Source organism: Candidatus Cloacimonadota bacterium, assembly GCA_012516855.1.
GTDB lineage: Bacteria > Cloacimonadota > Cloacimonadia > Cloacimonadales > Cloacimonadaceae > Syntrophosphaera.
This window is the reverse complement of the sequence record JAAYWB010000067.1, coordinates 1-25,781: the sequence shown is the minus strand read 5'-3', so window position 1 is coordinate 25,781 and position 25,781 is coordinate 1. Positions and strand designations below refer to the sequence as shown.

The following is a 25,781-nucleotide window of genomic DNA, read 5'->3' as shown; positions in this document are numbered from 1 at the left end:
GAATCTTTCTCATCACTACCTCCAGTGATATGAATACAGAGACAGGATAATCAATTCTAGTATTTATGCAAGCGAAATGGTATTACATCCAATTCACAACCCATTAAGTTCCCAATGGCTCATTGGGAACTTAATGGGTTGTGAAAAAGAGGTGAATAGGCTGGGGTAAAGGGCGGGCCGGGCGGAAATAAGTGTCTGAAGCCTATTTGCGCGAGAACCAGAACAGGTCTGTGGTGTATCCGATATTGAAAAAGAAGTTTGCCTTTCCGTCTTCCCTCAGGGCGAATTTAACTCCCAGAGGTCCTGCCGGACTGCGAAAGCCCAGACTGGCATAATAACTGAAGAGGAGGCTTCCGTCGAGGCTCCAATCAGAGTTTCCGGCGGTGTTGAGAGCTTGGGCGCCGGTTTCCAGGAAGATATTGGAAAGAGGCTCGAAAACAGCGCTTAGGGTGCCGTATTTGTATTCGGCGGAGGGGGATTCGTCTTTCTGATAGCCGGAGAAAGCTTCCGCCCCGCCAAAGCTGATCAGGTCCGTTGCATTGTCCGCCAGTCCGCCGAAATGTGAACCGTAGGCAAAACCTGCGCGCAGTGAGACTTTCCTGGCCAGATGGGCATACACATCCAGGTCAGCGGTAAGCCGGGCATAGTTTTTGGAGCTGAGGTTGGACCGGGGCGCGATATTCGTTTTGGCGAAAAAGCACGCTCCGGAACGGGGAAAGACATCATTGTCCAGGCTCTCATGGTAAATCTTCAAGCCGAGTCCGGCATCTTTTTGCCAGGCACTGGAAGGTGTGCCCGACGGGATTTTGGCGTAGCTTTTAGCCTGGGAAAAGTAGCCAAAGGCTTCCAAGCTGAAAAGCTTGTCAGCGAAAAAGCCCAAACCGTGAACAACCCCATATTCAAGTGAATCGAGGCTGGCGGTCCTCTGTCCGGCTTCATTGTAACGTAAGGCCGTGCTCTGGCGAAGATAAGGATACAAGCGCAGGTAAGGGGCGTGGAAATCGCCGAAGTTCTTCACGAAATCCAGGTTCAGTTCGTTCCTGCCGCCGAGGGTGAAACCTGCCAGCAACCTGGAATCGGGCATGAAAATATCGTTGAATTCCGCCACCGCGCCCAGGCTGAACCTTTCATCCGAGGAATAGCTGGTGTTCAGATGCAGATAGCGGGGTTCGCGTTCCCTTACGTAAAGGACAAGGCGGTAACCGCTTTCCAGAGGTTCCAGCACGGGGTAAACTGTGTGGAAGTCGCAGGAATTCCAAACATGGACGCAGGCTTTTACGATGTCGTCCTGATGGTATTCAACATCTTCGCGCAAACCTGACAGGGCGATGATCCTGGCCGCCGGAACCCGGCGGTTGCCTTTGGTGACGATTTCGCGAACAGGCACTGAGGTGAGTTCTGCTATCCGTTCCGGCTTGGTGAAAACATAGCCCTCAGCCAGCAGGGATTCGCGAAAAGCCCTGATCACTTCTACATTTTTGCGGGCATAGTCCTCCCCTATTCTGGCGATGGCATGAGCATTGGGATAATCCAGGTTGCCAACGCCTTTCAGATCAGGCTCCAGGATGAGGTCGCAGAGTTCGACGTTGGCATCAATGCTGGTGTGCATGGCGATGTTGAGGATGTGGTTCAAGACCTCGTAAAAGTTTCTGGGATTGGCCCCCCGCATGGAGGTGTTTATTTTCAGAGCCAGGATTTTGTCGGCTCCCAGATCGATAAGCTGCGGCACGGGAAGGTTTTGCAGGAGGCCGCCGTCAATGTGTGTGCGTCCGTCGTATGTGAAAGGCGCTATGATAGCCGGGATGGAGGCGGCGCCGCGAACAGCCTGTCCCAATGATCCTTCGCGGTGGAGCACCAATTGCCCGGTGTGGAGATCGATGGTTAGCCCGGCGAAGTTTATTGGCAGTTTGGAAAAATCCCGGTGAGCTGAGGCGGGCATGAAGAGCTTGGCCAGTCCGAGATCGATTTTGGCCCCGCTGAGAAGGCCTGCCGGAGCCTGCGGCATTCCTTTTGGGCTGAGAGCGAGGCGCAAATTGCCGTAACTGGGCCAGCGCCTGTCGCCAGGATAAAGGTCGGGGCGGTGCTGGCGTTCATCGATGATATCAGAATATTCGAGGGTGACCATCAGCGACTCCACCTCAGCGGCGGTGTAGCCCAAAGAGTAAAGCCCGCCCAAAATTGAGCCCATGCTGGAACCCATCACATGGTCCGGATAAACGCCTTCCTCTTCAAGGACTTTGAGCATGCCCAACTGCGCAAAACCTCTCGCTCCGCCGCCGCTGAACACATAGCCCAGCCCCTTCCCGGGCAGCGAGGCGATATTGAGTAAAAGGATGGCCGGAAGGGCGGCCAGAAGCTTTTTAGAGACTGTCAGATGGCGCTCCAGGTGCTTCAACAGGACGGGGCCGGGTTGGTTCCTTGTAAACGAACTCCACCTTGCCGAACACCGCGGTGGCCTCAATCTTTACCTTGCCGATCGTTGGTTTGTCCAGAGTCGGTTTGGGCGGCACAATGGCCGAGCCGAACACGGCCGTGGGCTGGATCTCGAATTCGATGTCGTTGGGCAGCTTCACATAAGAAGAGCCAAATACCGCAGTTATCTCCAGGGGCTTGGAATCGGGGGCCAAACCGGTGAGATCAACTGTTTGAGAGCCGAACACGGAAGTGTATTCCTCGTTGCCAGACGAGACAATACTGCTGCGGACATGGTGACACCTTTTCACGCCACAGTTACCGAACAGCAACCGAAGCCCAAAGAGGATGATGACGATGGCAATGAATATCTTTACCAGAGGTAAATCGACGATATTCAAGCCCTTGAGGATCATGGAGATCCCCCACAGCAGGAGCAATATGCCCCAGAAGATTGGTCCAAAGAGAAAATTCATTTTCATCTCCTTCTCCTTTTATAAGTTTAGACCGTTAGCCCAGGCCCGATACATGTCCTCAGTGTCCAGACAAATATCCTGATTGACCGTGAAATCACAGCAGGTAGTGACTTTACCCAGCAACAGCAGGGAAGTGGAATGTTTGGCGCAGAGCCGGGCAACTTCATCCAAGTTCCCGGGATCGAAGCTGATAACAGCTCTGCCCTGGCTTTCGCCGAAATATTCAGCGGCGGCGGGATGGGAAAGTTCGAAATCAATTTTGGCCCCAAGACGTTGCTGGGGATGGAAACAACTCTCTGCCAGGCATACCAGCAAACCGCCCTCCGAAACATCGTGGGCGGAGGCAATGTTTTCCCCGGCAATAAGTTCAAGCAGCAACTCAATCAGCCTCTTTTCGGCATTCAGGTCAACCTTCGGCGCGGGACCGGCAACCTGGCCAAACACGGTTTTAAGGTATTGCGAGCCGCCGAAAGAGGAACAGGGCTGACCCAGCAGGGCGATCAGGTCGCCGGGGCGTTTGAACCATTGTGTGGTGGCGTGGTTGATGTCTTCCAGCAAGCCCAGCATGCCGATCACGGGAGTGGGATAAACGGCTCCGGCAGGGCTTTGGTTGTAAAACGAAACGTTTCCGCCGGTGACGGGAGTTTCCAGAGCGCGGCAGGCTTCCCCCATACCTCTAACAGCCTCTGCGAAGGACCAATAGACCTCGGGATTGTAGGGATTGCCAAAATTGAGGCAGTTGGTTACGGCGATCGGGCGGCCGCCGCTGCAGGCAACGTTCCTGGCGGCCTCTGCCACGGCGCCCTTGGCTCCTTCAAAGGGATCAAGCCAGCAGTGGCGGGCGTTGCAGTCTGTTGCCAGCGCTATACCTTTGCGCGTCCCTTTGATGGCGATGACCGCGGCGTCGCTGCCCGGCTCCACCTTGGTTCCTATCTGCACCATATGGTCATATTGGGAAAACACGGCCCTTTTGGAGGCGATGGACGGTTCAGCGAGCAAGTCCAGCAAAACCTTGCCGAGGTCATCCGGCTGGGGATAACTGCCCAAATCAGGATCCGGAGGCCTTTTCGGGGCCTTTTGCTCCCTCTCGTAAACGGGGGCGCTGCCTCCCAAAACCAGGGTTTCGGCGGGGATTTCTGCCAGAGTTTCACCATTCATGCGGACCCGTAACAGTTTGTCGTCCGTCACCCGGCCGACGACACTCGCGTCGAGTTCCCACTTGCTAAAGACTTCCAGCACAGCCTCAAGGTTGGCAGGCTCAACGATCAGCAACATCCGTTCCTGTGATTCCGAGAGCATGATCTCATAAGGAGTGATGCCTTTTTCGCGGATGGGAACGTGCTCAAGGTCAAGCTCGATGCCAACTCCGCCTTTGCCTGCCATTTCGGAACTGGAGCAGGTGAGCCCGGCGGCACCCATATCCTGGATTCCCACCACCAGGCCTGCCTGGATCACTTCCAAAGTGGCTTCCAGCAACAGTTTCTCGTAAAACGGGTCGCCCACCTGGACGGCGGTGCGCATCTCCGCAGATTCCTCACTGAGGTCCACAGAGGCGAAAGTGGCGCCGTGAATGCCGTCGCGCCCTGTTTTGGCGCCAACATACACCACCAGGTTGCCGATGCCGGAAGCGGCGGAACGGGCCAGGTCCTCATGACGCAGCAAACCCACGGCCATAGCGTTCACCAGTGGATTTTCCTCGTAAGCTTCGTCAAAGAACACTTCCCCGCCCACGGTGGGCACGCCGAAGCAATTTCCGTAATCGGCAATGCCGCGAACCACTTCACGGATCAGATGGAGCGTTCGGGGAGACCGGGGATCGCCAAAACGCAGTGAATTCAGCGCCGCGATGGGTCTTGCCCCCATGGTGAAAATGTCGCGCAGGATGCCGCCAACGCCGGTAGCAGCGCCGTGATACGGTTCCAAAGCGGAGGGATGATTGTGGCTTTCGATCTTGAAAGAGATGGCCAGGCCGTCACCGATATCCACCACTCCGGCATTTTCCTCCCCTGCTTTGGCCAGGAGGTATTTCCCATCCCGGGGCAGGGTTTTTATCAGTTTGATGGAGTTTTTGTAGCTGGCGTGTTCGCTCCACATAACGCTGAAAATGCCCAATTCCACATAAGTGGGGGTCCGGCCCAGGATTTCTTTGATCCGGGCGTATTCTTCTTCCGAAAGGCCGTGTTGTTCGATCAATTCTTTGGTTATTTTGATTTCCATATATCATCCCGAGGGGTTGGCTTGAGTGCGCAGCTTGGAGACCAGGCGCTGAATCCGGTCGTCTATGATCTCGAAGGTTTTACGGTAAGTGTCTATTCCGGAACCGAAAGGATCGGCAATATCGCCCGGTTCGTCCAGATATTCGTTCAGGGTGAGGATCTTGGCGACGCTGTTGGGCTCGTTTCCACGCAGGAAATCGCGCTGTCGTTCCTCCATTGTGAGCACCAGCCTGCTGCCGCTGATCATGTCCGGCGTGAATTGCTTGGAAAAATGCTCCTGAGCTTCCAGGATGCCCTTTCCCAAAAGCAGTTGCAGCGACCCCGCCGAAATGGGTTGGCCACCGGGAAGGAGGCCGCAGGAATCGCCGATGTAATTCAGTCCGGCTTCTTTGACATAGTGGTTGAAAAGCTTTTCGGCCATGGGGCTGCGGCAGATGTTGGCTGTGCAGACAAAGAGGATGGTCGGCACCAAAAATGAATTCCTGACCCCGTAAAAAGGTATGGAGCCTTCGCGCAGGCATCTGAGTTCATCCAGCCCGCTCTGGTTCTTACTTTCGCGGCTGGTGATGTATTCGATGACAGTGGAGGGCTGGGCGTCGTATTCAACGTTCACCGGGGCCGGAACGATTCCGATGTCAAACCAGTTCTCAAACATCCCGGTGAGGCGCTTGAAATCGTTCTCCGGGGGCAGGCTGGCGATGTTGATGCTGGTGCTGATGATGGGCTCTTCCAAGAGCTCGATCAACAAACGAAGCAAGGCGTCATCCGGCACCCGGAAGGCCACTTTCCCGTCCACCGCCAGGTGCTTGAACCTCTCGTCATCACATTTGAAAACCACGGTTAGGTTCCCCGGCCAATACTGCTCCAGCAGGGGCAAAATCCTATCGGGAATTGCCACCCCCTCTTCCGCGAACCAGTCCAGATGCGGAACCAGAACAATAAACCCCTTCAAGTCCGTGCGCCCCTTGAGGTTCAGTATCCTGTCGATCGCCTCCAGCGACGATACCGTGCAGCCAATGCCATACATCCCCCCCGTGAAATGGAGGATGGTTTTGTCCTTAAGGTCTCTGCTTCGGATAAACTTTACCAATCTCCGCACGGAAGGTTGTTTCAACAGGACCAAGTACTGCCTCCTCTTCCCTATTCCAGATATAGGAGCGGATTGACCGCCTTTCCGTCTTTGCGCACTTCAAAGTGCAGCGAAGGCTCGCTGGCCGAGCCGGTCATGCCGGATTTGGCGACGGCCTGGCCTTTTTTGACGTTCGTGCCGGTGGACACCAGCAAATCGTTGTTGTAGGCATACACGGTGAAAAAGCCGTTCTTGTGGTCGATTATCAGGAGCTTGCCCTGTCCGCCATAAGACCCGGAAAACACAACCACTCCAGCGTCCGCTGCCGCGACGGTGGTGTATTCAGGGGCGGCAATGTCTATTCCGTTGCTCACCACCGAGGTTCCGTAAGCTCTGGATTCCTGGCCGTAGCTGCGGATGATGCGCCCTTTCAGCGGCCAGGCAATGGTTCGGGAGCTGAATTTGTAGGAAGCGGGTTCCTGGTCGTCGGACCTGGGTTTGGAGGCCAGGCTGGCGATGAGCCCCTCAAGCCTGGCAGCGTCCTGTTGCAATCTGGCGATTTGGTTTTGCAGGTTCTTCTGTTCCCTGCTCAGGCGCGATTGCTGGGCTTCGAGTTTTTTAACGTTGGCAGCCAGGTTTTTGCTGGTGGATGATTTGTTTTGGAAATCGCTGTTGGCCAGGCTGTATTCCTGTCCCTTTTGGCTTTGCTCATAGGACAGTTCGCTCTGGGCATCCCCCAGGGTTATCAGCTTGTTCCGGGTTTTGGAGGCGAGAATGGCCAGGCAGTGCTCATCTTTGTGCACCATTTTCAATGTTTTGTTCCGGCGGGAGAGGCGCACCATCTTGTCCAGTTGGGAGATTTGGGCTGTCCGGAGGTCACGGATTTGTTCTTCGACAGTGCGTAATTCAGTTCTCACCGAGTTCAGGGCTTGCAGTTTCTCGCGGGCCACTTCCTGACTGCGGCGCATTTCCGCGTCGGTCTTTTGCTTGGCCCGGCGGCTGTTGCTTATTTCGTTTTCATTCTTCCTTTTGTTGCGTTCATTCTGCTCGATCTTTTTCTGAGCGGCCTGCAGGTCCTTCTGAACCTTGTCAAGCTTTTTCTGGTTGTCTTGCAGGTCGTCTCCGCAAAGCACGGCAACCATCAACAGCAGGCAAATGATGCCAATTATCCTATGTTTCATATTTTATACCTGAATTCGCTTTAATGCCCATGATTAAAACCCATGCCTTGCTGTCAACGCAAATTTTCTTCATACTTGCAGGCCATTTTCAGGTTCCCCTTAAAATCTGATGAATTGGCTGGAGGTGCGAAATACAATGGCGTGGGTGTGAAGCAGACGTTTAGATGCAATGCCATCTGGCCGTTAAGGCCCTTTCCCGTGTCCCTGAAGCGCCTCCCTCATGATGCCCGCATTCGATGCGGGGATATGGCGGGAGGCATGCATGGGGGATGATCATGAGGGCTCAGGGCCCGACTGGAAGGACATTGTTATTGTTAAGCAGTCAGGCTCTCTTTCATTCAGGAAGAAAATGAAGCCTAAAAAAAGCCGCCCCACAAGAGGCGGCTTTTCATTGATTCTATTGGATCGCTTACTTTTTGGCGAGGTGCTTAAGCGATTTCTGTTCCAGGCGGGTTGATTTAATGGTATCCAGAACCAGGTTGCTGGCAATGAAGATCGAAGAAAGCGTGCCGATCACGATACCCAGAATGATCGCCAAAGCGAAATCGTGGATAACGGCTCCGCCGAAGAAATAGAGGGCGAAAGCCGTGAGCAGGGTGGAGCCGCCGGTGATGACGGTTCTGCTCAGAGTGCTGTTAATGGCACGGTTGAAGATGGATTCGATCGGGTCTTTGCGGTATAATCTCAGGTCTTCCCTGATCCGGTCGAAAACCACGATGGTATCGTTGATGGCATAACCAACGATGGTGAGCAGGGCGGCAATGATCTGCATGGTTATCTCTTTTCCGGTCCAGGCAAAGACGCCCACCACCAAAACCACGTTGAAGAACAAAGCCACGATCGCCATGAGGCCAAAAGTGAATTCAAAGCGTATCCAGATATAGATGATCATCAGCAGCAGGGCGATCAGCACCGCGGTAATCACGTTGGTGCGCATTTCCGCGCCGGCTTTGGCGCCCACTGTATTAACTTCTCGCAGGACATCGCTTTGAAGGTTGCGACCCTTGACGTAATCATCCAGGTTGTCGCGCACGAGTTCCAGGATTTTTTCCTTGATTTGCTCAGCATCGCTGCCTTCGACCTTGATCTGGAAGGTTGCGTCAGCGGGATTTCCTATGAACTGGATTTCTGATTCCTTGAATCCGCCTTCACGGATAACGTCACGGAGTTGGTCTATATTCAGGGGCTTAACTCCAGGGTCCTTGGGTTTCATGTTGATGACGGCGCTCACGCCGCCAGTGAAATCCGTGCTCCAGTTCAGTCCGCAGACAAAGATGCCCACGACAGAGGCGATGAGGGCCAGGGCTGCGATTACATAGGTTATGCGTCTGGATTGGACGAAGGGGAAATTGACATTCTGTAGTATTCTCATCGTTAACTCCCTAGATACTAAGCGTCTGCCTGTTGCCGCTGAGCAACAACTTGTCCATCAGATAACGCAGGAACACCAAGGCGCAGAAAATTGAACCGACAATGCCTATCGTAAGCGTGAGGGCAAATCCACGCACCGGACCAGTGCCGAATTGGTAAAGCACGAAGGCCGCGATGACGGTGGTGATGTTGGAGTCCCAAATCGTAACCGAGGCACGCTTGAATCCGGAGTCAGCGGCGGAGCGGGGTGATTTTCCCGCATCCATTTCTTCACGAATCCGTTCAAAGATAAGAACATTGGCATCCACCGACATTCCGATCGAAAGAATGATACCGGCGATACCAGGCATGGTGAGGGTTCCTCCAAAGATCGTCATCGCCGCAAGGATGAAGCCCACGTTGAAGATGAGGATGAAGTTGGTGACCAGGCCTGAGAGGTTGTAGAAGAAAACCATGAATATCATAACAGCCAGCAAGCCAACCAGCCCCGCGATGAGTCCGCTCTTGATGCTGTCGGTTCCCAGCGTGGCAGAGACCTGGTTGGCATTTTTCAGCACTATCGGCGCGGTCAGGCTTTCGTTGTTCAAAAGAATGGCCAGGGACCGGGCTTCCTCGTTGCTGAAAATTCCCGTGATCGTGGCTTTTCCGTCGGGGATGCGGTCCTGGATCACAGGCGCTGAATAGACAGCGTTGTCAACGACGATGGCCAGCCTTTCATGGATGTTGTCGCCGGTGACGTTGGCAAACTTGCGGGCTCCGGTGCGGGTGAAGGTAAGGGCAATGTATGGTTTCCCTGCCATCTGTGGATTGGAGCTGCTGGTAGAGCCGATTTCCATGCTTGCCCCATCGATGTCGGAACCCTGAACTTCCACGGCGGACTTCAAAACGTAAACTATCTTGGGTTCCTCATTCCTTCTCTTGGTCTCGTCAAAGCTTTCGAGGGCGAGGTCATAACCCTTGGGCTTCAGGTTCACGAAAGTCGTGTCTTGAAGCAGCGCGCGGAAGACCTCCACATCATCGTTGCGAACGGCGTAATCCCGTTCGGATGTGACTATCAGCGACCTGAAGATGCCGGATGAGGTTTTCAGGCTGTCCTCAACGGAGCTTTCCTCTTTATCCAAAGACTTCATCTCCGCGTCCATCTTTGCCAGGGTCGGGAACCTCGACAAATTGGCTTGAATTATCTGGTCCAACTGGGCAAGAAAACGCTCTGATTCTTCGGGATTCGCCACCAGTTTGAATTCCAGGATTGCCGATTGCTTTACCAGGTTTTCAGCAGCGGCTGGGTCTTTCACGCCTGGCAACTGCACCAGGATATCGCTCTCGCCTATCTTCTGGATAGTCGGCTCCGCGATTCCGAATTGGTCGATGCGGTTGCGGATGATCTCAATATTGTTTTTAACGGCGTCAGCCCTGTTAGCCATCGGCAGTTTGTCTGTTTGAACCGCCAGGACGATTTGAGTGCCGCCCTTGAGGTCCAAACCAAGGTTCAGTTTCTGTTTGATCGGCCAGCTTACCCCCTTGGGTATCACCAGCGGGGAAAGGAAGACCAATGTAACCAATACAAAAATCAGTACGGCTACAGGTGTCAACCAGGAGTACTTTCTCATTGATCTATGCTCCCTAATGCGATAATTAGATAGTTTCTGCGCGACTGTGAGACATTTAACCTCATTTTGGCCGCGTATCCACCATATTAAATGGTTTCAAACCAAACATCTGAGTCCGCCTAAATCGTCAAGAATTTTATTGAAACCTGCTTTACTGGTATGGCCTTGGCCGCTCTTGGCTACAACTTTGGTTATCAATTTTCGCTGTTGTGATGGCATGGATTCTGCCCCAAAAGGTTGAGATGTTTGTTATAAGGTCCGGAACTTGGGCAGTCGCCATTTCTGGATGAGGGCCACAAATGTTTTGATGGAATTTCGCTGCGGGGCTTGCGACTGGCTTTGGTTATCTTTTCTTCCTGAGATTTCCGGTCATCGTTCTCACGATGTCTTTGGCGGTTTCCTCCAGCGATCTGGTTTTATAAGAAAGCTCCGCCACCGCCTTGGCGTTTGAATACAGGCTGTTTCCGGTAATAGTTTGCAAGGAATAGAGTGTGAAAAAAGGGGCTTTGCGGGCCAGCTTGGAATACAATTCCGCGCAGGGGGCAACTGCTTTGGCAACCCAGAGCGGCAGGGGAATCTTTGGTTTCGGTATTCCGCTACATTTAGCCAGTTCATTCAGGAGTTCAACCAAACTGATGACACGGTTGGAGAGGATGTAGCACTCTCCAGCCTTGCCATTGTCGGCGGCAGAAACTATCCCCGCAGCCACATCCCGCACGTCCACAAAATCGAAGCCACCTTTGATCAAGAAACGGAAGCTTCCCTTCAAAAAAGCACTGATCATCTGGGCTACATTGCCGGAGCGTTGGGCGTTTGGCCCGATTATCCCGGAAGGATGGACCACCAGGGCGTCCATGCCGGATTTTGCGGCATCAAGCACCATTTGAGTCGCGAGGGCTTTGGTTTTGGCATAGTAGCCAACCACCCTGTCGGGGCTGAAGGAAGAAATCTCACACATCACCTGACCGCGCGGAAGAACTGGAATGGCATGCACGGAGCTAACATAGACCAGACGCCGGACCTGATGTTCGCGGCAAGCAGCTATCACATTGGCTGTGCCGTCCACATTCACAGAATAGACCTTGGGATTCTTTCCCAAGCTAATTGAGATGAGTCCGGCGCAGTGAATCACCGTGAACTCAGCATCCTCATCAGTCACAAACAACTGGTCGAGGGTCTGCCGGTCGCACACATCACCAGCGTAGCGGGTCAGCGATTGGCGGTTGCGTTCAACGTAAGCAGGGATTTTCTCCCTTGGCAGCACAAATGCCCGAACCTCCTCTCCGCGGTCCAGCAACTCTTTAACCACATAACTTCCCAAATGACCGGCTGCGCCGGTTACCACGTAAATCTGTTTCATCATTCACCTCACATTATTGTGCAGCCGATGTCGGCTAAGTTATAAACAAATGGATTTATTAATCTGGATCGTCCACGGTTATCCGTGACTTTGTTTCGGTTGAACCTGACGATATTTTCCTATCCGTGAACATGTCTGATAAAAGTCAAGCAGAATCTTCATACTCTGCTCCGTGTCGTGTTTTAAATAAAACGGGCTTTGGAATGTCATTTGCATAAACACGATATAGACAAAATCTGAATAAGTTGGCGGATATGAAGTATTTCATTTTGACCCTGATTATGGCTATGGGCCTTGCGGTCCTAGCAGCCGATGTAGTTTTTTCCTACACCTTGAACGAACCAGAACTAAAAACCGCAAACGGCTACAGCCATCTGAAACTGGATGGAGCCCAAAGCTGGGGAACCCCGGGCAGCCCTGACCTGCCTTGGTATGGGACCAAGATCCTTCTCCCCATTGGAGAAGAAGCTGTGGATATCCAGGTGGAATTCAGTTCCCCTCAAACCTTAGCCCTCACGCTTCCGGTTGCCCCGCTGCAGCCGCAGTACCCGCTTTCCAGCACTGTGGTTCACCCAAGGCAGCAGCCGGACCCAGCTATTTATGGAAGCGCCACCCCCTATCCAGCTATGCCTCACAATGGCCTTAACACTCAATTCCTGGCCGGGCACCCGATCAGTTTTAGCGCTGTTTGCCCCTTCAGCTACGATCCCGTGAACAACGAACTGGTCTTTTACCGCCAGTTCAGCCTGCGGGTTAAAACCGCCTCCACAGCACGTGCCGCGGATGCCATGCAGAATTTGAAGCAGGACACTGCCACTTCCGCTTATCTGCAAAAAGCGGTTGACAATACTGATAATCTGCCACATTATAGAAATCGCACCACCGGCTGGGAATATCTCGTGATCCACGACGAAGCCAAGCTGGCCCAGTGGCTGCCCTTTAAAGATTTATACAACGCCCGGGGGCAAAATGTCCTGCTGAAATCAGTTCAGGATATCACAGCTCAAACCGCCGGAGCGGACACGCAGGAAAAGATCCGAAATTACATCATTGACGTTTACGCCGCCAATCCCCTCCGGCACGTACTGCTGGCCGGTGATACAGACGTGATTCCCCACCGCGGCTTCTACGTTAACATGGGAAGTGGCGGATCAATCGACGCGGATATCCCCGCCGATATGTATTACAGCTGCCTGGACGGAAACTGGAACAATGACGGCGACAGTTATTGGGGCGAATACATGGAGGCTGACCTGGTGCCTGAACTATCCATCGGTCGAGTATGTTACAATTCCGATGACGAGATAGCCAATTTCATTACCAAGACGCAGCGCTACCTGAACGAGCCGGTGATTGCCGAGGCCACCACAGCGCTTTTCGCGGGGGAATGGCTTTGGGAAGGCCCCACCTGGGGCGGCGATTACATGGATGAAATGATAGGCGGCAGCTCTGCCAACGGCTACACAACCGTGGGAATTCCTTCTTCCTGGAACATAACCACCCTATACGACCGCACCTACGGCGCCCCAGATTCCTGGACCGGAAGCCAGCTCAGGCCTTTGCTGAGCAACGGACCTAACCTGGTTAACCACCTTGGCCATTCCGCCACCACATACACCATGAGAATGACCAATAACTACGTAACCTCCAGCACCATCACCAATGACGGCATCAACCACAACCTTTCCGTGGTCTTCACCCAGGGTTGCTATGCCGGCTCATTCGACAACCGCGAAACCAACGTGGGCGAATATACCGCCGACTGCATCACGGAAAAGTTCACAAGCATATCCACCGCGGCTGTCGCCATGATATCCCATTCCAGATATGGCTGGGGTGTGCAGGGTTCCACCGACGGCGCTTCACAAAAGTTCCACCGCCAATACATAGATGCCATCTTCGGGGAAGGGATCAATGAACTCGGTTTCGCCCTGGTTGATTCCAAAATCGACAATATCCCCTACATCCAAAACACTCCGGTAATGTATTGGGTAACCTATGAAACAAACCTTTTCGGGGACCCCGGCCTGATGGTCTGGAGTGACACCCCGCAGCAGATGAACGTGCAGCTTCCCTCCTATTGGGCTGTGGGGCTGAACAGCTATCAGATACAGACCAACGCTCCCGGTGCTGTCCTGAGGCTGAAAGACGGCACTGAGATACTCTGCGAAGCAACAGCCGACGCAACCGGCCTTATAAACATCGATCTGATCCAAAGCCTTGTTCCCGGAAATTATGATGTCAGCATCATCGCCGCCAATTTCATTGCCCATAACAGCCAGATCAGCGTCCAGGCAAGCGACCAACCCTATATTGTGGCCTCCCAGGTGCATTATCTGGATGCCGACGGCCTATACCACACAGGTGAGGTAATAGGGCTCAATGTAACCCTTAAAAATGTTGGCTTTGTAGATCAGACCGGACCGGGAACCGTAACCCTGGTAAGCAATTCGCCCAACCTTCTTGTGCTGAGCGGCAGCTACGAATTCGATGCCCTCGCCGCCTCCGATTCCACAGAGATAAACGGTTTCTTCCAGGTTAAGGTCCAGGGGAATTACTCCGACCACCAGATCGCCTATCTGAACTTTTCAGCCAGCTTCGACAGCTACATTTCCAATACACCGGCCGCCCTGATCCTGAACGCTCCTGAACTGCATCTGGATACCTACCAGTTCGTGAATGCCAATCCCCAGGTGCTGCCCGGTGACAATCCTGCTTTGAACATGATCGTAAGCAACAGGGGTTCCGGCCACGCCTTCAGCCCCATGCTCATCCTTTTCTGTGATGACCCCAACGTCACATTGTCCGCTTTCGAGGCCACGCTCACACCAGTTGGGCCCGACAGTTTCACCCTCTATGAAAGCGCCTTCAGCGTTTTGGTTTCCCCCGACGCCCCCATCGGCAGTTCTGTGAACATCGGCTACATGCTCGGCGCCGAAAACGGAAACACCCTGGAAGGAAATTTCGTGCTATACATCGGCAACCAGCAATACACTTTCGAAAACGACTCCAACGGCTGGGAAAGCCTGGCTCCCTTGACCAGTTTCGTGAACCAGTGGCACCGTGAAAGCTATCGCAACAACACTGCTGAAGGCAGCTGGTCAATGAAGTTCGGCGGACCCGGTTCTGGAGCTTATTCCAGCTCTGCCTACGGAGCTCTGGAAAGCCCGGTAATCCCGCTTGGCAAGAAGGGCCGCCTCTACTTCCACCACTGGATGGATGCCGAAGTGCACACCAACCCAAGCTACGCCTGGGATGGAGGCCTGGTGCAAATATCCATCGATGAAGGGCCCTGGATCCAGATCACCCCCGTCGGAGGATATCCTCGCCGCATCTACAACAACCCCGCTTCCCCCTTCCCGGCCAACACCGAAGTCTATTCTGGCAGTTTCGGCTGGTCCCCGGCTGAATTTGACCTTTCAAGCTACACGGGCATGGCCAAATTCCGCTTCATATTCGGCGCTGACGGCTATGTGACCGGGGAAGGATGGTATATCGACGATGTTTATTTGGAAAGCGAATTCGATGTCGCTTCAGAGGATTTGGTGACAAACCTTGCCTTCAACCTTCACGGCAACTACCCCAACCCCTTCAATCCCACCACCACGATCTGTTTCGATTTGCCGAAGGCGGCAACCGTGAATCTGGACATCTTCAACCTTCGCGGCCAAAGAGTGCGGTCACTTGTGAACACCGAGCTGCCCTCCGGCACCCACAATGCCGTCTGGAACGGACGCGACGACGCCGGCAGCCCCGTATCCAGCGGTGTCTATCTATACCGCCTCAGCAACGGCGAACGTGAAATAACCCGTAGGATGGTATTGATGAAATGATCAAAGTCACGAAGAATACAAACCTGCTCGTCCTCACCGGGGCGGGAATCAGCGCCGAATCGGGGCTTCGCACCTTTCGCGACAGCGACGGCCTTTGGGAAAACCACCGCGTGGAGGATGTTGCCACCCCCGAAGCCTGGCATCGCGACCCAAAACTGGTTTGGCGCTTTTACAAAGCTCGCTGGGACCAGTCCAAACAAGCCGCTCCCAACCCCGGACACCTGGCCCTGGCCAGGCTGGAGGATTGGCTTGGCGACAATTTCCACCTCATCACCCAGAACGTTGACGGCCTCCACACCGCTGCTGGCAATACCCGCGTGATCGAAATGCACGGCGCTCTCAGCAGTTGCCTCTGCACAAAGTGCGGGGTCAGGCTACATCTGGATGAAGTGGACATGAGTCCCGAACTGCCGGCCTGTCCCAAATGCACTGGCAGGCTGCGACCGGACATTGTCTGGTTCGGTGAGATGCCCTACAGATTGCCGGAAATAGACATCCTGCTGCAAAACTGCGATGTTTTCCTGGTGGTGGGGACCAGCGGAGTGGTCTATCCCGCTGCCGGTTTTGTGCAAATGGCCCGCTACTTGGGGGCGAAAACCATTTCGGTGAACCTCCATCCATCCGAAGGGCTTGGTTTCTTTGACGAATTTCACCAGGGCCGGGCGGGCGAAATCCTGCCCCGTTTGGTGGACAAATGGATGGCGGAATAGATTCCAAACCGTCGCTCGGGTAAATCCTGGCACGGCTAACTTATCAAGGCGGTTTCCATACCGCCTTTTTTCTTGCTCAATTCCAGCGTTTGTTCTGTCGGTGTCCCCTGACCGTTAAGGCCCTTTCCTTCGCCCCTGTCCCGCCTCCCGCACAATGGCCGCATTCGATGCGGGGATTTGGCGTGTGACGTGAGAGTGGGATGGAAAAGACCGCTAAGGGTGTAGTTAACAGGAAATGGCGGAGGCTTGGCAGATATGGCTGGCTTTTAATTCCAAAAACCGCCAGTCAACGGCCCGGCCTTAGCTGGAAAAGGGGATTTTGTCTTTGTGGCGGATGGAATCGAGGCGGCCGATGAATTCCTTCACGCTGTTCTTGAGGGCGTTTAGGGAGCCTTTGTTGTCTATCACCAGGTCGCAGAGGGGGATTTTGGCCAGGTCGTCGATTTGGGCGTCCATGCGTGCTTCGATCCGCTCTTGAGTTTCCTGGCCTTTTTTGAGCAGACGCTGAAGTCGTTTTTCCCGGCTGGCCCGCACCAGAACAATGTAATCGAAACAGTGTTGCATCCCTGCTTCAAAGAGCAGCGGAACTTCGAAAAAGAGATACTTTTGCTCGCTGTTGTCCGCGATTTCCTGCAGGACAGCAAGGGCCCGGGGATGCACCAGGCTATTCAGGAATTCCAGTTCCTCCTTGTTGCCAAAGACGATGGAGGCGATTTTCTTCCGGTCAGCCTTGCCGTCCACAGCCAGTTCTTTGCCCCAGCGGCGGGTGATTTGTTCCAGGCATTCCGGTTCGTCCAACTGGCGCTGCGCGATCTCATCGGAAAAGATCACTTCGTAGCCGTGTTCCGCCAGCAGCCTGCAGAAAGCGCTCTTGCCGCTGCCGATGTTTCCCGTGATGCCAATTAGGATAGGTCCTGTCCGCATGATGCTCCTTTCTTATGATGTGGCGTCGGTGATGATCTGGAGAAGCTCTTCGTAGGCCACGTTCACCTGGATTTTGCCGTCGCGGGCCACTGAGATCTGGGAATTCTGCTCCGAGACAATGATGGCGATCGCGTCTGATATTTCGGTGATGCCAATGCCTGCCAGATGCCTGGTGCCAAACCTTTTGCTGTATTCGGATTTCTTGGAAAGCGGCAGCACCACTTTGGCAGCCATGATCCTGTCGCCGCGAATGATGATGGCGCCGTCATGAAGGGCGGAACGGGGATTGAAGATGGTCAGGATGAGCCGCAGGGACAGGGTGGCGTCTATGATTTCGCCGCTGTTTATGTATTCAGTTAGTTTGCGGCGGTTTTCGATGACTACAAGGGCGCCGGTTTTCCGGAAAGACATTGAGGAAATGGCGTCTATGAGGGGCATGTAGATCGAGTTGCTTTCTTTCTTGCGGAGGCTGAGATTGAGTTCGCGCGAAAGGTTTATCCTGGCCAGCAGGGCGCGCAATTCCGGCTGGAAGATGATCACGAGGGCCAGCACCCAAAAGTTGCGAACCGCGTTTAGCATTGAGGTAACCATCCGCAGATTCAGGGCTTCGGCCACCGTGGAAAGAACAACCAGGAAGACGATCGCGGCTAAAATGTGCCAGCCGCCGCCGCGGCGCAGGACACACAGTCCCTGGTAGAAAAGGAACGCGATGATGAAGATATCCACCAAATCGGAGAAAGTGGGGATCAGGACTTCCAAAGGCCGGCCTCCCTGCCGATGGCCTCAATAACCGCAAAAAACTGGCGGTGTTCGTGGATGTCATGCACCCGCAGGATGTCAACGCCCTGCCATGCCCCAATCACAGCGGTGGCGAGGGTGCCGCCGATGCGTTCCAGAGGCGCGGACGCGTCCAGCGAAGCTATGTAACGTTTGCGGGAAACGCCCAGAAGCACTGGCAATCCGTATTTGTGGAAGTCCACCAGATGTCCCAGCAACTTGAAATTGTGCTCTGCCGTTTTGCCGAAACCGACACCTGGATCGAGAACGAGGTTGGCGCGGTCTATTCCCTGTGAGACAGCAAATTCTATCCGCTCCCTGAAGAAATCGTCGATTTCGCCCAGCAAATCAGTGTAAACCGGATCGGTCTGCATCGTTTCAGGCTGTCCCCGCATGTGCATGAGAACGAGCTTAACCTGTGGATTGGCAGCCACAAGCCCGGCCATGCGCGGATCGTGATTCAGGGCTGAAATATCGTTGATGTAAGTAGCCTCCAGTTCTATGGCGGCTTCAGCCAGCTCGCTGTTGCGGGTGTCCACCGAAATGGGCAGGTCCGGCCAGTTTTCCCTTATCTTTTCAAGCACCGGCAATACTTTGCGCAGTTCCTCTGATGGCGACACAGGAAGCGATCCGGGGCGGGTTGATTCACCTCCGATATCCAGAATGTCTGCCCCATCGTCAACCAGTTTCCTGGCATGGGCCAAAGCATTTGCGGGGTCTATAAACCTTCCGCCATCGGAAAATGAGTCGGTGGTAACGTTCAGGATGCCCATCAATTGTGGGACTTTGAAGCTTTTGGGAAGTTGAGTATTTTGGGGCATAATTAGAGAAAATTGATTGTGAGGCTGTATTCCCTGCCGGGATTCGGTGAGCCTGTATAACTGAATTTGCCGTCCTGCAGCATCTTTTTGGCGGCATCGAAGTATCTGGGGCCGCTTTGCTCAGAACTTTCCACGCTACTCATGATGGGACGGGCATTTTGGTCAAGCCTGAAAGTGATAACGACCCTGCCTGCGGCGCCCAAATTGTGTTTATAGTCGTCTGGCAACTGAAAACGCACCCCTCCTCCGCCGAGGGAATAGTTTACACTACCCCCGGGAGCTGTGCTGCCAGGGCGGTTTGTGGGTATTCCGCGCAGGGGATTTAGTGGATTAGTGGGAAGGGCGGTCGGTTTGGCTGGGATGGTTGTTGTAATGGCAGGTGTTTCAAGAAGTTCGCTGCGCGCGGGAGCTTGGGGTTGCTCAGAGGCCACGGCCGGTTTTTCAGGCTGGCTGGTTTGCGGTTTGGTCTGGGTGGGTTTGGTGGTAGTGGTCCTCCCGGTTTCAGTCTGGATCAGGGGTTGGGACGCTCCGGGGCCTGGAGTGGTAACCACCGCGTCAGGATGCAATTCCGGCGGCGCCAGCTCGAACTCATACCAGCGCGGCGCTTGCATGGGCTTGATAATATACATGGTTAGCATCACCAGAAGCAGGGCGTGTATCAGCAGTGATAACGCCAGAGAACGGTGGTTGCCTGCGCGAAATGAGATCATGGACCAGTCACGGGTTCCGTGGCAACGAACACCCGCTCGAAACCGGCTCCCCGCACCACGTCCATCAGGTTGATGACGCTCTGCAGGGGCGTTGTTTTCTCCGCGGACAGGCGCACAACCTGTTCTGGATTGCTGAATTCGCTTTTCAGAGCTTCTCCCAGCGTGTCCAGGTTGTATGATTTGTCCAGAAAGACGATGTTTTTCTCATTCAAATACTGTATATGCAGAACCTGGCGCGTCTGGCGTTCCTGGGAAACCGATCCCGGCAGCTTGAAAGGCAGTCCCGTCTGAGCGGCGAAATTTGAGGCGATGAGCAGGAAGATCAGCAGCAGGAAGATAACGTCGGTCATGGAGATAAGCACGGTGCTGCTGATTTTCTGGCGCGAGATTTCAAGTTTCATGGCCGCTGCGCTTCCTTTTCCAGGGCTTTTTTATACCTGATCTCATGTTCGATGGCCTGGTTTTGCATATCCTTGGCGATGTTGGTCATGTGCTCCACCAAGTCGTTGTGGAAAATGATGGCCGGAATGCCCACCACCAGACCGCCAACCGTGGTGAGCAGCGCTTCCCAGATGCCGCCGGCAAGGGTGTTAATGTCCACGCTGTTCTGGCCCTGGCCCTGGATGTTCATGAACACGCTGACCATGCCCATCACAGTGCCCAGAAAGCCGATCAGGGGCGCGATCGCGGAAAGGGTAGCCAACCATCCCATGCCTTTTTCCAGCTTGCGCAGCTCGAGATTGGCGGTGGATTCCATGCTGTTTTCTATCAGCCTGAAATCATCCGTCTGTGAGTTGTAAAGCTTGTCCAGCATCATGCCCAGGGGACTGTTTGGCCCATGGATGCGCAAAACGGCACGGATATTGTCAAGCTTGTCCTGCTGAGACAGGTAATAGCGGAGCTTTTCGTTGGCTCTGCGGAGGCGGGAAACCTGACGGTACTTTTCCAGAACGATGGCCAGCACGGCGATGGACACCACCACCAGGACATACATCAGTATGCCGCCGCGCAGCAAGAGGTTCATTATGGACATATCACTCCCGGATCTGCTTTAAACAAGGCGGGAGGCTTTTTCTCCCGCCTTGCATACATTATGTGTTGTCTTTATTATCAACCGTGCTTCTTGGCGAATTCGGTCATGAATTCACCCAAAGCGTGGGCGGCGGGCAGGGGCAGGGAATTGTAGGTGCTGGCGCGGCAGCCGCCAACGTTGCGGTGTCCCTTGAGCCCGATCATGCCGTTCTTTTTGGCTTCCGCGATGAACATGGCTTCCAGCTCCTCGCTCGCGAGACGGAAGGTGATGTTCATCAGGGAACGGTCTTCCTTTTCCACGGTGCCTTTGTAATAGCCTTCGGAGGCGTCGATGGCGTCGTAGATGTATTTGGCCTTGACGATGTTGTTCTGCTCGATCTTAGCGAGTCCGCCGAAGTCTTCGATCCACTTCAGCACCAGGCCGATCATATAGATGGTGAAGGTGGCGGGTGTGTTGAACATGGAGCCGTTTTTGGCCATCAGATTGTAATCCAGCATGGAGGGGGCGCCAGGGATTGCTTTTTCCAGCAGGCTCTTTTTGATGATCACGACTGCTGTTCCGGATGGGCCCACATTCTTCTGGGCGCCGGCGTAGATGAGGTCATATTTCAGCACGTCGATGGGTTTGCTCATGAAGTTGGAGGACATGTCGGCGATGAGGGGCACGCCGGCCGGAACGTCCGGATCGGTTTTCCATTCACTGCCGTAGATGGTGTTGTTGGTGGTGATGTGCAGATAGGCCGGGTTGGCGGAAAGCTGCCAGGTTTTTGGGATGTAGCAGAAATTGCGGTCAGCGCTGGAGGCGGCTTCATGCACGGTCTTGCCAAGCATCTTGGCTTCGGCGATGGCTTTTTTGGACCACACGCCAGTGTTGATGAAGTTGGCTTCCTTACCTTCAAAGGCAAAATTCATCGGCACCATCAGGAACTGAAGGCTGGCCCCGCCCTGAAGGAAGAGCACCTCATGGTCGTCACCGAGGCCGTAGATGCGCTTCACAGCGGCGTTGGTCTCGTCGATGATGGCCTGGTATTCCTTGCTGCGGTGGCTCATTTCCATCACGGAAAGTCCCATGCCTTTGTAGTTGAACAGGTCTGCCTGGGCTTCGCGGAGCACTTCCTCCGGAAGAACCGCCGGACCTGCGTTGAAGTTATGTACGCGTTCCATATTTACCTCCTGGAACAGATATTTTTTTACTGAATACAAGCTTTTCAGAGGGCGTGTTTTCAGGCAAGCCTTTTTTTCGCCTTCAAGAAAATTGTTGACGTAATCGGCTGCCCCAGCATCTGGAGATTAAGGAACAAGCACATGATCCACAAGCTGTTATGCGATAAGAAAATTGTACTGGCCTCTGCCAGTCCCCGGCGCGAAGCCCTGCTGAGAATGCTGGAGCTAAAGCCCCTGATCATCCCGGCCAGGGTGGATGAGCCTGTCACCGGGGAAAAGCCATACCTGCAGGCCATGCGGAATGCCCGCAGCAAAGCCTGCGCCATAGCCGAAAAGATGGATCCCGAGACCCTGGTTATCGGAGCCGATACCGTCGTGGTGCTCGAAGGCGCCATTCTGGGCAAGCCTGCCAATAGTCGCCAGGCGGTTGAATATCTCAAAACACTTTCTGGCAAAACCCACAAGGTTTACACCGGCCTCTGCCTCTGCTGGCGCAAATCCTGCGTCACCCGCTACGAACGCAGCCTGGTGGAGTTCGCGCCTCTATCAGAAGCGGAAATCCAAGCCTACGTAGAAACCAAGGAACCGCTTGACAAAGCCGGCGCTTACGGCATCCAAGGCTACGGTTCCCAGTTCATCCGCCGCGTCCAGGGCTGTTACTTCAACGTAATGGGATTTCCCATCCATCTCTTCTACAAGATGTTGAAAGAGCTTTTTGGAGACATCACTTTATAATACATGACTAAACTGATTGACAATGAAATACCTATATAATGCCAGGTTCTACTGCGAGGACGGTTTTTCCGACCGGGTGAACGCCCTTCTGGTCGATTCCGGCAAAATCCTGAAGTTGCTCAGCCCGGAAGACCCCGTCGGGTCAGATTGGGAGAGGATAGATCTGCGGGGCGGCTGGGTTTATCCCGGTTTCATAGATGCCCATACGCACAGCTTTTCAGGCGGGCTTTACGAAAACGGGGTTGACCTGTCCAACTGCTGCAGTATCGATGAAGTGCTTTCACTGCTTTTCGTTGCTGCCCGTCAGAATCCGGAATTGGTGATCGGATGGCGCTTCGACGAAGGCCTGATCAGGGAAAAACGCTTCCCCACGGTGAAGGAACTGGATTCCGTCTGTCCCGGTTCCCGGCTCTTGCTGCGCCGGGTGGACGGTCATTCCTGCGTGCTCAATTCCAAAGCCCGCCAAGCCGTGCCGGGCCTTTCCAGCCAGGAAGAAGTGCTAATTGCGCAGGACAACGATCTGGCCGTGAACTGGCTACAGGACAACTGCTCCGAGGAAACCATCCTCCAAGCCTACCACAGCGCCGCCCAAACAGCCTTACGGGGAGGCTTTTCCACCATCCATACCATGATAGGGGACGCGCAGCAAAGCGTTCAGCACTATTCCTTTATTCAGAACCGGCTGCCGGAATTCGCAATCAATTTCGTGCTTTACCCCCAATGCTTCAACCTTGAGGCAACTTTGGAACTGGGCGCCCGCAGGATTGGAGGCTGCATCCTGGCTGACGGTTCCATCGGTTCCCGCACCGCCGCGTTGAGCGAAGCTTATTCCGATGGCGAAGGCCGGGGAAATCTTTACCAGAGCGACCAGTTCTGGCGTGAATTCGTGATGAAGGCGCATCAGAAGGGCCTTCAGGTCTGCGTTCACTGCATCGGCGACGCCGCCATCCGCCAAATCAACCAGGCCTACGCGAATCTGCCTCCAGATGAGGTTCGGGAACTGCGCCACCAGCTCATCCACTGTGAGTTTACACCTGATCCTTTGGTGGAAGAAATCGCCGCTTCGGGCTCGGTTCCGGTGATGCAGCCGGCTTTTGACATGCTCTGGGGCGGTCCGGATGGCCTCTACGCACAGCGTTTGGGGAACAGGCACCAAAGCATGAACCGCTTCAGAACCATTGCAGGCAAAGGAATCCGGGTCTGCGGCTCCAGCGACTGGTATGTAACGGACCTGAACATCGCCATGTCGCTTCATGCCTTGATCCATCACCACAACCCCACTGAACGCCTCTCCCCCGCCGAAGCGATCGGCATCTACACAAAAAACAACGCCTGGCTGAACCACGATGAAAATGTCCGAGGCAGGATAGCGGAGGGTTTTTGCGCCGATCTGAGCGTTATGAATGCCGATTTCACCCAAGCTTTAAACTGGCCGGATGTCCGCGCCACATTTATCTTCCGCTCCGGAGAAATGGCCTATGCAGCCTGCCAAACCTGATTTCAGCGCCTCCCAACTGCGCAAGATCATCATAGCCGAACTTGCGGAACATCCCAAGTCCCGCTACGGCGACCTCTACAAGCTTCTGCACCAGGCTTATTACGGTCCAACCCACATCGTTCCTGACCCTGTGGCCATCGCCACCGACATCAGGGAGGAAATGGCCGCCATCCAAACCCAAAACTGCGGCCCCAGCCAGGATATTGGCTGCGGAAAAGGCTTCGTCCGGCTCAATCTTGTCGCCCTCACCGTATTTCGTGATATTTCCGGGTCAAAAACCTCCAACCTGCTTCGTGACCAACTGATCCGCGATGCCATGCAAAAAGTGAAGCCGGAACAGGTGGAACTGCTTACCCAGAGCATCCTGGCGTCCAGGCTGGAGGGTGTTTTTACGCTTCAGGACTGGCAAAGCATCTGGAAACAAGTCCAGCCGTTGGTTTGTGAGTTCATCTTCCCCACTTTCACTGAACGGGCCCTGATCGAACAATGCCTCGAAACGGGGCTAATCCCTCCGCATTCAGATGATTACCGATATCTCTACAAACCGCATTACCGCGTCATCCACCACAGCCACCTGGCCAAATTCAAAACCCACAAAGGATAGACCATGAATCCCGTCCGCGTCCGTTTCGCGCCCAGCCCCACCGGATTTTTACACATCGGTGGCCTCCGCACCGCCCTTTACGATTACCTTTTCGCACGCCACAGCGGCGGAACCTTCATCCTCCGCATCGAGGACACCGACCGCAACCGCCTGGTGGAAGGCGCGGTGGAAAACCTCATCGCGTCCCTGGACCGCCTGGGCATAGAGATAGACGAAGGTCCCGGCATCGGCGGGGATTTTGGCCCCTACGTGCAGAGCGAACGCTTGGAACTCTATCACAGGGAGGCGCAGAGGCTGCTGGATTCCGGCCACGCCTACCGCTGTTTCTGCACTCCGGAAACCCTTGCCCAAATGCGCGAAGAGCAGCAGCGCAAAGGCGAATTCGTGAAATACGACCGCCGCTGCCTGTCCCTTTCCGAAGAGGAGGTGAAGGCCCGCCTGGCCAATAATGAACCCCACGTCGTTCGCCTGAAAATGCCTGACAACCGGGTTTTCAGCTTCAACGACATCATCCGGGGGGACGTGGAAATGGATGCCGCCCAGTCCGACGACCAGGTTCTAGTCAAATCCGACGGCTTCCCCACCTACCATCTGGCAGCGGTGGTGGACGACCATTACATGCAAATTTCCCACGTCATCCGCGGCGAGGAATGGCTCTCAAGCACGCCCAAGCACATCTGGCTTTACGAATGCCTGGGCTGGAAAGCCCCGCGCTGGGTGCATCTGCCCCTCATCCTCAATCCCGACCGCAGCAAGCTTTCCAAGCGCATGAACGACGTTTCGGTGGAGAGCTACCTGCAGAAAGGCTATCTGAAAGAGGCCCTGATCAATTTCGTGGCCCTGCTGGGCTGGCACGGAGCTGATGACCGGGAAACCTACAGCCTGAAAGAGCTTTGCGAGGAATTCACCCTCGAACGGGTGAGCAAATCCGGGGCCGTTTTCGACCTCACCAAACTGGACTGGATGAACGGCTGGTATTTGCGCAACCTGCCTCTGGAGGAAGTGGTGGAGAGTTCCCTGCCCTGGTTCGAAGAGGAAAAGCTGCCCCTTCCGGACAGCCTCACCCTTTCCAGAATCGTTGCTGCCGCGCGGGAACGCTGCACCCTGCTGCCGGAAATCGCCCAATACGCTAAAATGTTCCTTTGCCCGGCAGAACTGGGTCCTGATGACGGGGCCTTTCTCCAATCTGAAGATTCCCGCAGGGTGCTGCGCTGGTTCCAAAGCCAGCTTCCACCTGATGGCGAAATTGACGCCGCCAGCCTCGATGCCATCGTGAAG

General features: G+C 54.5%; 21 protein-coding genes. 6 read left to right on the top strand and 15 right to left on the bottom strand.

The features are described 5' to 3' along the window. Positions 1-202: 202 nt before the first annotated feature. From GX466_07085 to GX466_07050, 8 genes are all read right to left on the bottom strand, one after another. Entirely contained in the window at positions 203-2,395 is a 2,193-nt protein-coding gene (locus GX466_07085) for a hypothetical protein (protein ID NLH93966.1), read from the bottom strand. After that, entirely contained in the window at positions 2,361-2,894 is a 534-nt protein-coding gene (locus GX466_07080; GenBank protein NLH93965.1) for a cell wall-active antibiotics response protein, read from the bottom strand. The genes GX466_07085 and GX466_07080 overlap by 35 nt, the downstream gene beginning before the upstream one ends. A 12-nt stretch (positions 2,895-2,906) precedes the next feature. Continuing rightward, positions 2,907-5,105 (bottom strand): phosphoribosylformylglycinamidine synthase subunit PurL, encoded by a 2,199-nt coding sequence (purL, locus tag GX466_07075; protein ID NLH93964.1) that lies wholly within the window; start codon positions 5,103-5,105, stop codon positions 2,907-2,909. 3 nt (positions 5,106-5,108) lie between these two features. Beyond that, complete coding sequence (locus tag GX466_07070) at positions 5,109-6,227, bottom strand: protein tyrosine phosphatase (protein NLH93963.1); 1,119 nt, start codon at positions 6,225-6,227, stop codon at positions 5,109-5,111. A gap of 17 nt (positions 6,228-6,244) precedes the next feature. Beyond that, a complete protein-coding gene (locus tag GX466_07065) occupies positions 6,245-7,354 on the bottom strand; it encodes a peptidoglycan DD-metalloendopeptidase family protein (GenBank protein NLH93962.1) in 1,110 nt (369 codons plus the stop codon). Positions 7,355-7,763: 409 nt separating this feature from the next. Then, positions 7,764-8,726: a protein translocase subunit SecF gene (secF, locus tag GX466_07060; GenBank protein ID NLH93961.1), complete on the bottom strand. Its 963-nt coding sequence runs from the start codon at positions 8,724-8,726 to the stop codon at positions 7,764-7,766. 10 nt (positions 8,727-8,736) lie between these two features. After that, positions 8,737-10,335, bottom strand: coding sequence for a protein translocase subunit SecD (secD, locus tag GX466_07055; GenBank protein ID NLH93960.1), 1,599 nt, complete (start codon positions 10,333-10,335; stop codon positions 8,737-8,739). A gap of 343 nt (positions 10,336-10,678) precedes the next feature. Then, positions 10,679-11,698, bottom strand: coding sequence for an NAD-dependent epimerase/dehydratase family protein (locus GX466_07050; GenBank protein ID NLH93959.1), 1,020 nt, complete (start codon positions 11,696-11,698; stop codon positions 10,679-10,681). A gap of 251 nt (positions 11,699-11,949) precedes the next feature. Between GX466_07050 and GX466_07045 the strand changes: the two genes are divergently transcribed. Both GX466_07045 and GX466_07040 read left to right on the top strand, forming a co-directional pair. Then, the gene (locus GX466_07045) at positions 11,950-15,528 is read left to right on the top strand and encodes a T9SS type A sorting domain-containing protein (protein NLH93958.1); all 3,579 of its coding nucleotides are present in this window, start codon (positions 11,950-11,952) and stop codon (positions 15,526-15,528) included. Next, the gene (locus GX466_07040) at positions 15,525-16,238 is read left to right on the top strand and encodes an NAD-dependent deacylase (protein ID NLH93957.1); all 714 of its coding nucleotides are present in this window, start codon (positions 15,525-15,527) and stop codon (positions 16,236-16,238) included. The genes GX466_07045 and GX466_07040 overlap by 4 nt, the downstream gene beginning before the upstream one ends. Before the next feature lie 300 nt (positions 16,239-16,538). Here GX466_07040 and GX466_07035 read toward each other — a convergent pair whose 3' ends face one another. From GX466_07035 to serC, 7 genes are all read right to left on the bottom strand, one after another. Further along, positions 16,539-17,162, bottom strand: a complete 624-nt coding sequence (locus GX466_07035) for a dephospho-CoA kinase (GenBank protein ID NLH93956.1) — start codon at positions 17,160-17,162, stop codon at positions 16,539-16,541. Positions 17,163-17,174: 12 nt separating this feature from the next. Next, on the bottom strand, positions 17,175-17,921 hold the full coding sequence (locus tag GX466_07030) for a TIGR00159 family protein (protein ID NLH93955.1): 747 nt from the start codon (positions 17,919-17,921) through the stop codon (positions 17,175-17,177). Next, entirely contained in the window at positions 17,909-18,712 is an 804-nt protein-coding gene (gene folP / locus GX466_07025; protein ID NLH93954.1) for a dihydropteroate synthase, read from the bottom strand. Before folP ends, GX466_07030 begins: the two co-directional genes overlap by 13 nt. Positions 18,713-18,762: 50 nt before the next feature. Next, positions 18,763-19,470 (bottom strand): hypothetical protein, encoded by a 708-nt coding sequence (locus GX466_07020; protein ID NLH93953.1) that lies wholly within the window; start codon positions 19,468-19,470, stop codon positions 18,763-18,765. Then, complete coding sequence (locus GX466_07015) at positions 19,467-19,871, bottom strand: biopolymer transporter ExbD (protein NLH93952.1); 405 nt, start codon at positions 19,869-19,871, stop codon at positions 19,467-19,469. Before GX466_07015 ends, GX466_07020 begins: the two co-directional genes overlap by 4 nt. Continuing rightward, on the bottom strand, positions 19,868-20,464 hold the full coding sequence (locus GX466_07010) for a MotA/TolQ/ExbB proton channel family protein (GenBank protein ID NLH93951.1): 597 nt from the start codon (positions 20,462-20,464) through the stop codon (positions 19,868-19,870). The genes GX466_07015 and GX466_07010 overlap by 4 nt, the downstream gene beginning before the upstream one ends. A 116-nt stretch (positions 20,465-20,580) precedes the next feature. Continuing rightward, positions 20,581-21,666 carry a 3-phosphoserine/phosphohydroxythreonine transaminase gene (gene serC, locus GX466_07005; protein NLH93950.1) on the bottom strand — a complete coding sequence of 362 codons (1,086 nt, stop codon included), beginning with the start codon at positions 21,664-21,666 and terminating at the stop codon, positions 20,581-20,583. A gap of 141 nt (positions 21,667-21,807) precedes the next feature. Between serC and maf the strand changes: the two genes are divergently transcribed. From maf to GX466_06985, 4 genes are all read left to right on the top strand, one after another. Beyond that, a complete protein-coding gene (gene maf / locus GX466_07000) occupies positions 21,808-22,401 on the top strand; it encodes a septum formation protein Maf (protein NLH93949.1) in 594 nt (197 codons plus the stop codon). A 22-nt stretch (positions 22,402-22,423) separates the two neighbouring features. Next, positions 22,424-23,899 carry an amidohydrolase gene (locus GX466_06995; protein ID NLH93948.1) on the top strand — a complete coding sequence of 492 codons (1,476 nt, stop codon included), beginning with the start codon at positions 22,424-22,426 and terminating at the stop codon, positions 23,897-23,899. Then, positions 23,880-24,503 (top strand): hypothetical protein, encoded by a 624-nt coding sequence (locus GX466_06990; GenBank protein ID NLH93947.1) that lies wholly within the window; start codon positions 23,880-23,882, stop codon positions 24,501-24,503. Before GX466_06995 ends, GX466_06990 begins: the two co-directional genes overlap by 20 nt. A 3-nt stretch (positions 24,504-24,506) precedes the next feature. After that, the coding region (locus GX466_06985; protein NLH93946.1) for a glutamate--tRNA ligase at positions 24,507-25,781 on the top strand (1,275 nt) is incomplete at its 3' end.

Coding starts and splice junctions, on each gene's coding strand:
- GX466_07035 (NLH93956.1), bottom strand. CDS start 17,162: ATGCGGACAGGACCTATCCTAATTGGCATCACGGGAAACATCGGCAGC.
- GX466_07040 (NLH93957.1), top strand. CDS start 15,525: ATGATCAAAGTCACGAAGAATACAAACCTGCTCGTCCTCACCGGGGCG.
- maf (NLH93949.1), top strand. CDS start 21,808: ATGATCCACAAGCTGTTATGCGATAAGAAAATTGTACTGGCCTCTGCC.
- GX466_07020 (NLH93953.1), bottom strand. CDS start 19,470: ATGATCTCATTTCGCGCAGGCAACCACCGTTCTCTGGCGTTATCACTG.
- purL (NLH93964.1), bottom strand. CDS start 5,105: ATGGAAATCAAAATAACCAAAGAATTGATCGAACAACACGGCCTTTCG.
- GX466_07010 (NLH93951.1), bottom strand. CDS start 20,464: ATGTATGTCCTGGTGGTGGTGTCCATCGCCGTGCTGGCCATCGTTCTG.
- GX466_07065 (NLH93962.1), bottom strand. CDS start 7,354: ATGAAACATAGGATAATTGGCATCATTTGCCTGCTGTTGATGGTTGCC.
- secF (NLH93961.1), bottom strand. CDS start 8,726: ATGAGAATACTACAGAATGTCAATTTCCCCTTCGTCCAATCCAGACGC.
- folP (NLH93954.1), bottom strand. CDS start 18,712: ATGGGCATCCTGAACGTTACCACCGACTCATTTTCCGATGGCGGAAGG.
- GX466_07045 (NLH93958.1), top strand. CDS start 11,950: ATGAAGTATTTCATTTTGACCCTGATTATGGCTATGGGCCTTGCGGTC.
- secD (NLH93960.1), bottom strand. CDS start 10,335: ATGAGAAAGTACTCCTGGTTGACACCTGTAGCCGTACTGATTTTTGTA.
- GX466_07015 (NLH93952.1), bottom strand. CDS start 19,871: ATGAAACTTGAAATCTCGCGCCAGAAAATCAGCAGCACCGTGCTTATC.
- GX466_07050 (NLH93959.1), bottom strand. CDS start 11,698: ATGATGAAACAGATTTACGTGGTAACCGGCGCAGCCGGTCATTTGGGA.
- GX466_06995 (NLH93948.1), top strand. CDS start 22,424: ATGAAATACCTATATAATGCCAGGTTCTACTGCGAGGACGGTTTTTCC.
- GX466_07080 (NLH93965.1), bottom strand. CDS start 2,894: ATGAAAATGAATTTTCTCTTTGGACCAATCTTCTGGGGCATATTGCTC.
- GX466_06990 (NLH93947.1), top strand. CDS start 23,880: ATGCAGCCTGCCAAACCTGATTTCAGCGCCTCCCAACTGCGCAAGATC.
- serC (NLH93950.1), bottom strand. CDS start 21,666: ATGGAACGCGTACATAACTTCAACGCAGGTCCGGCGGTTCTTCCGGAG.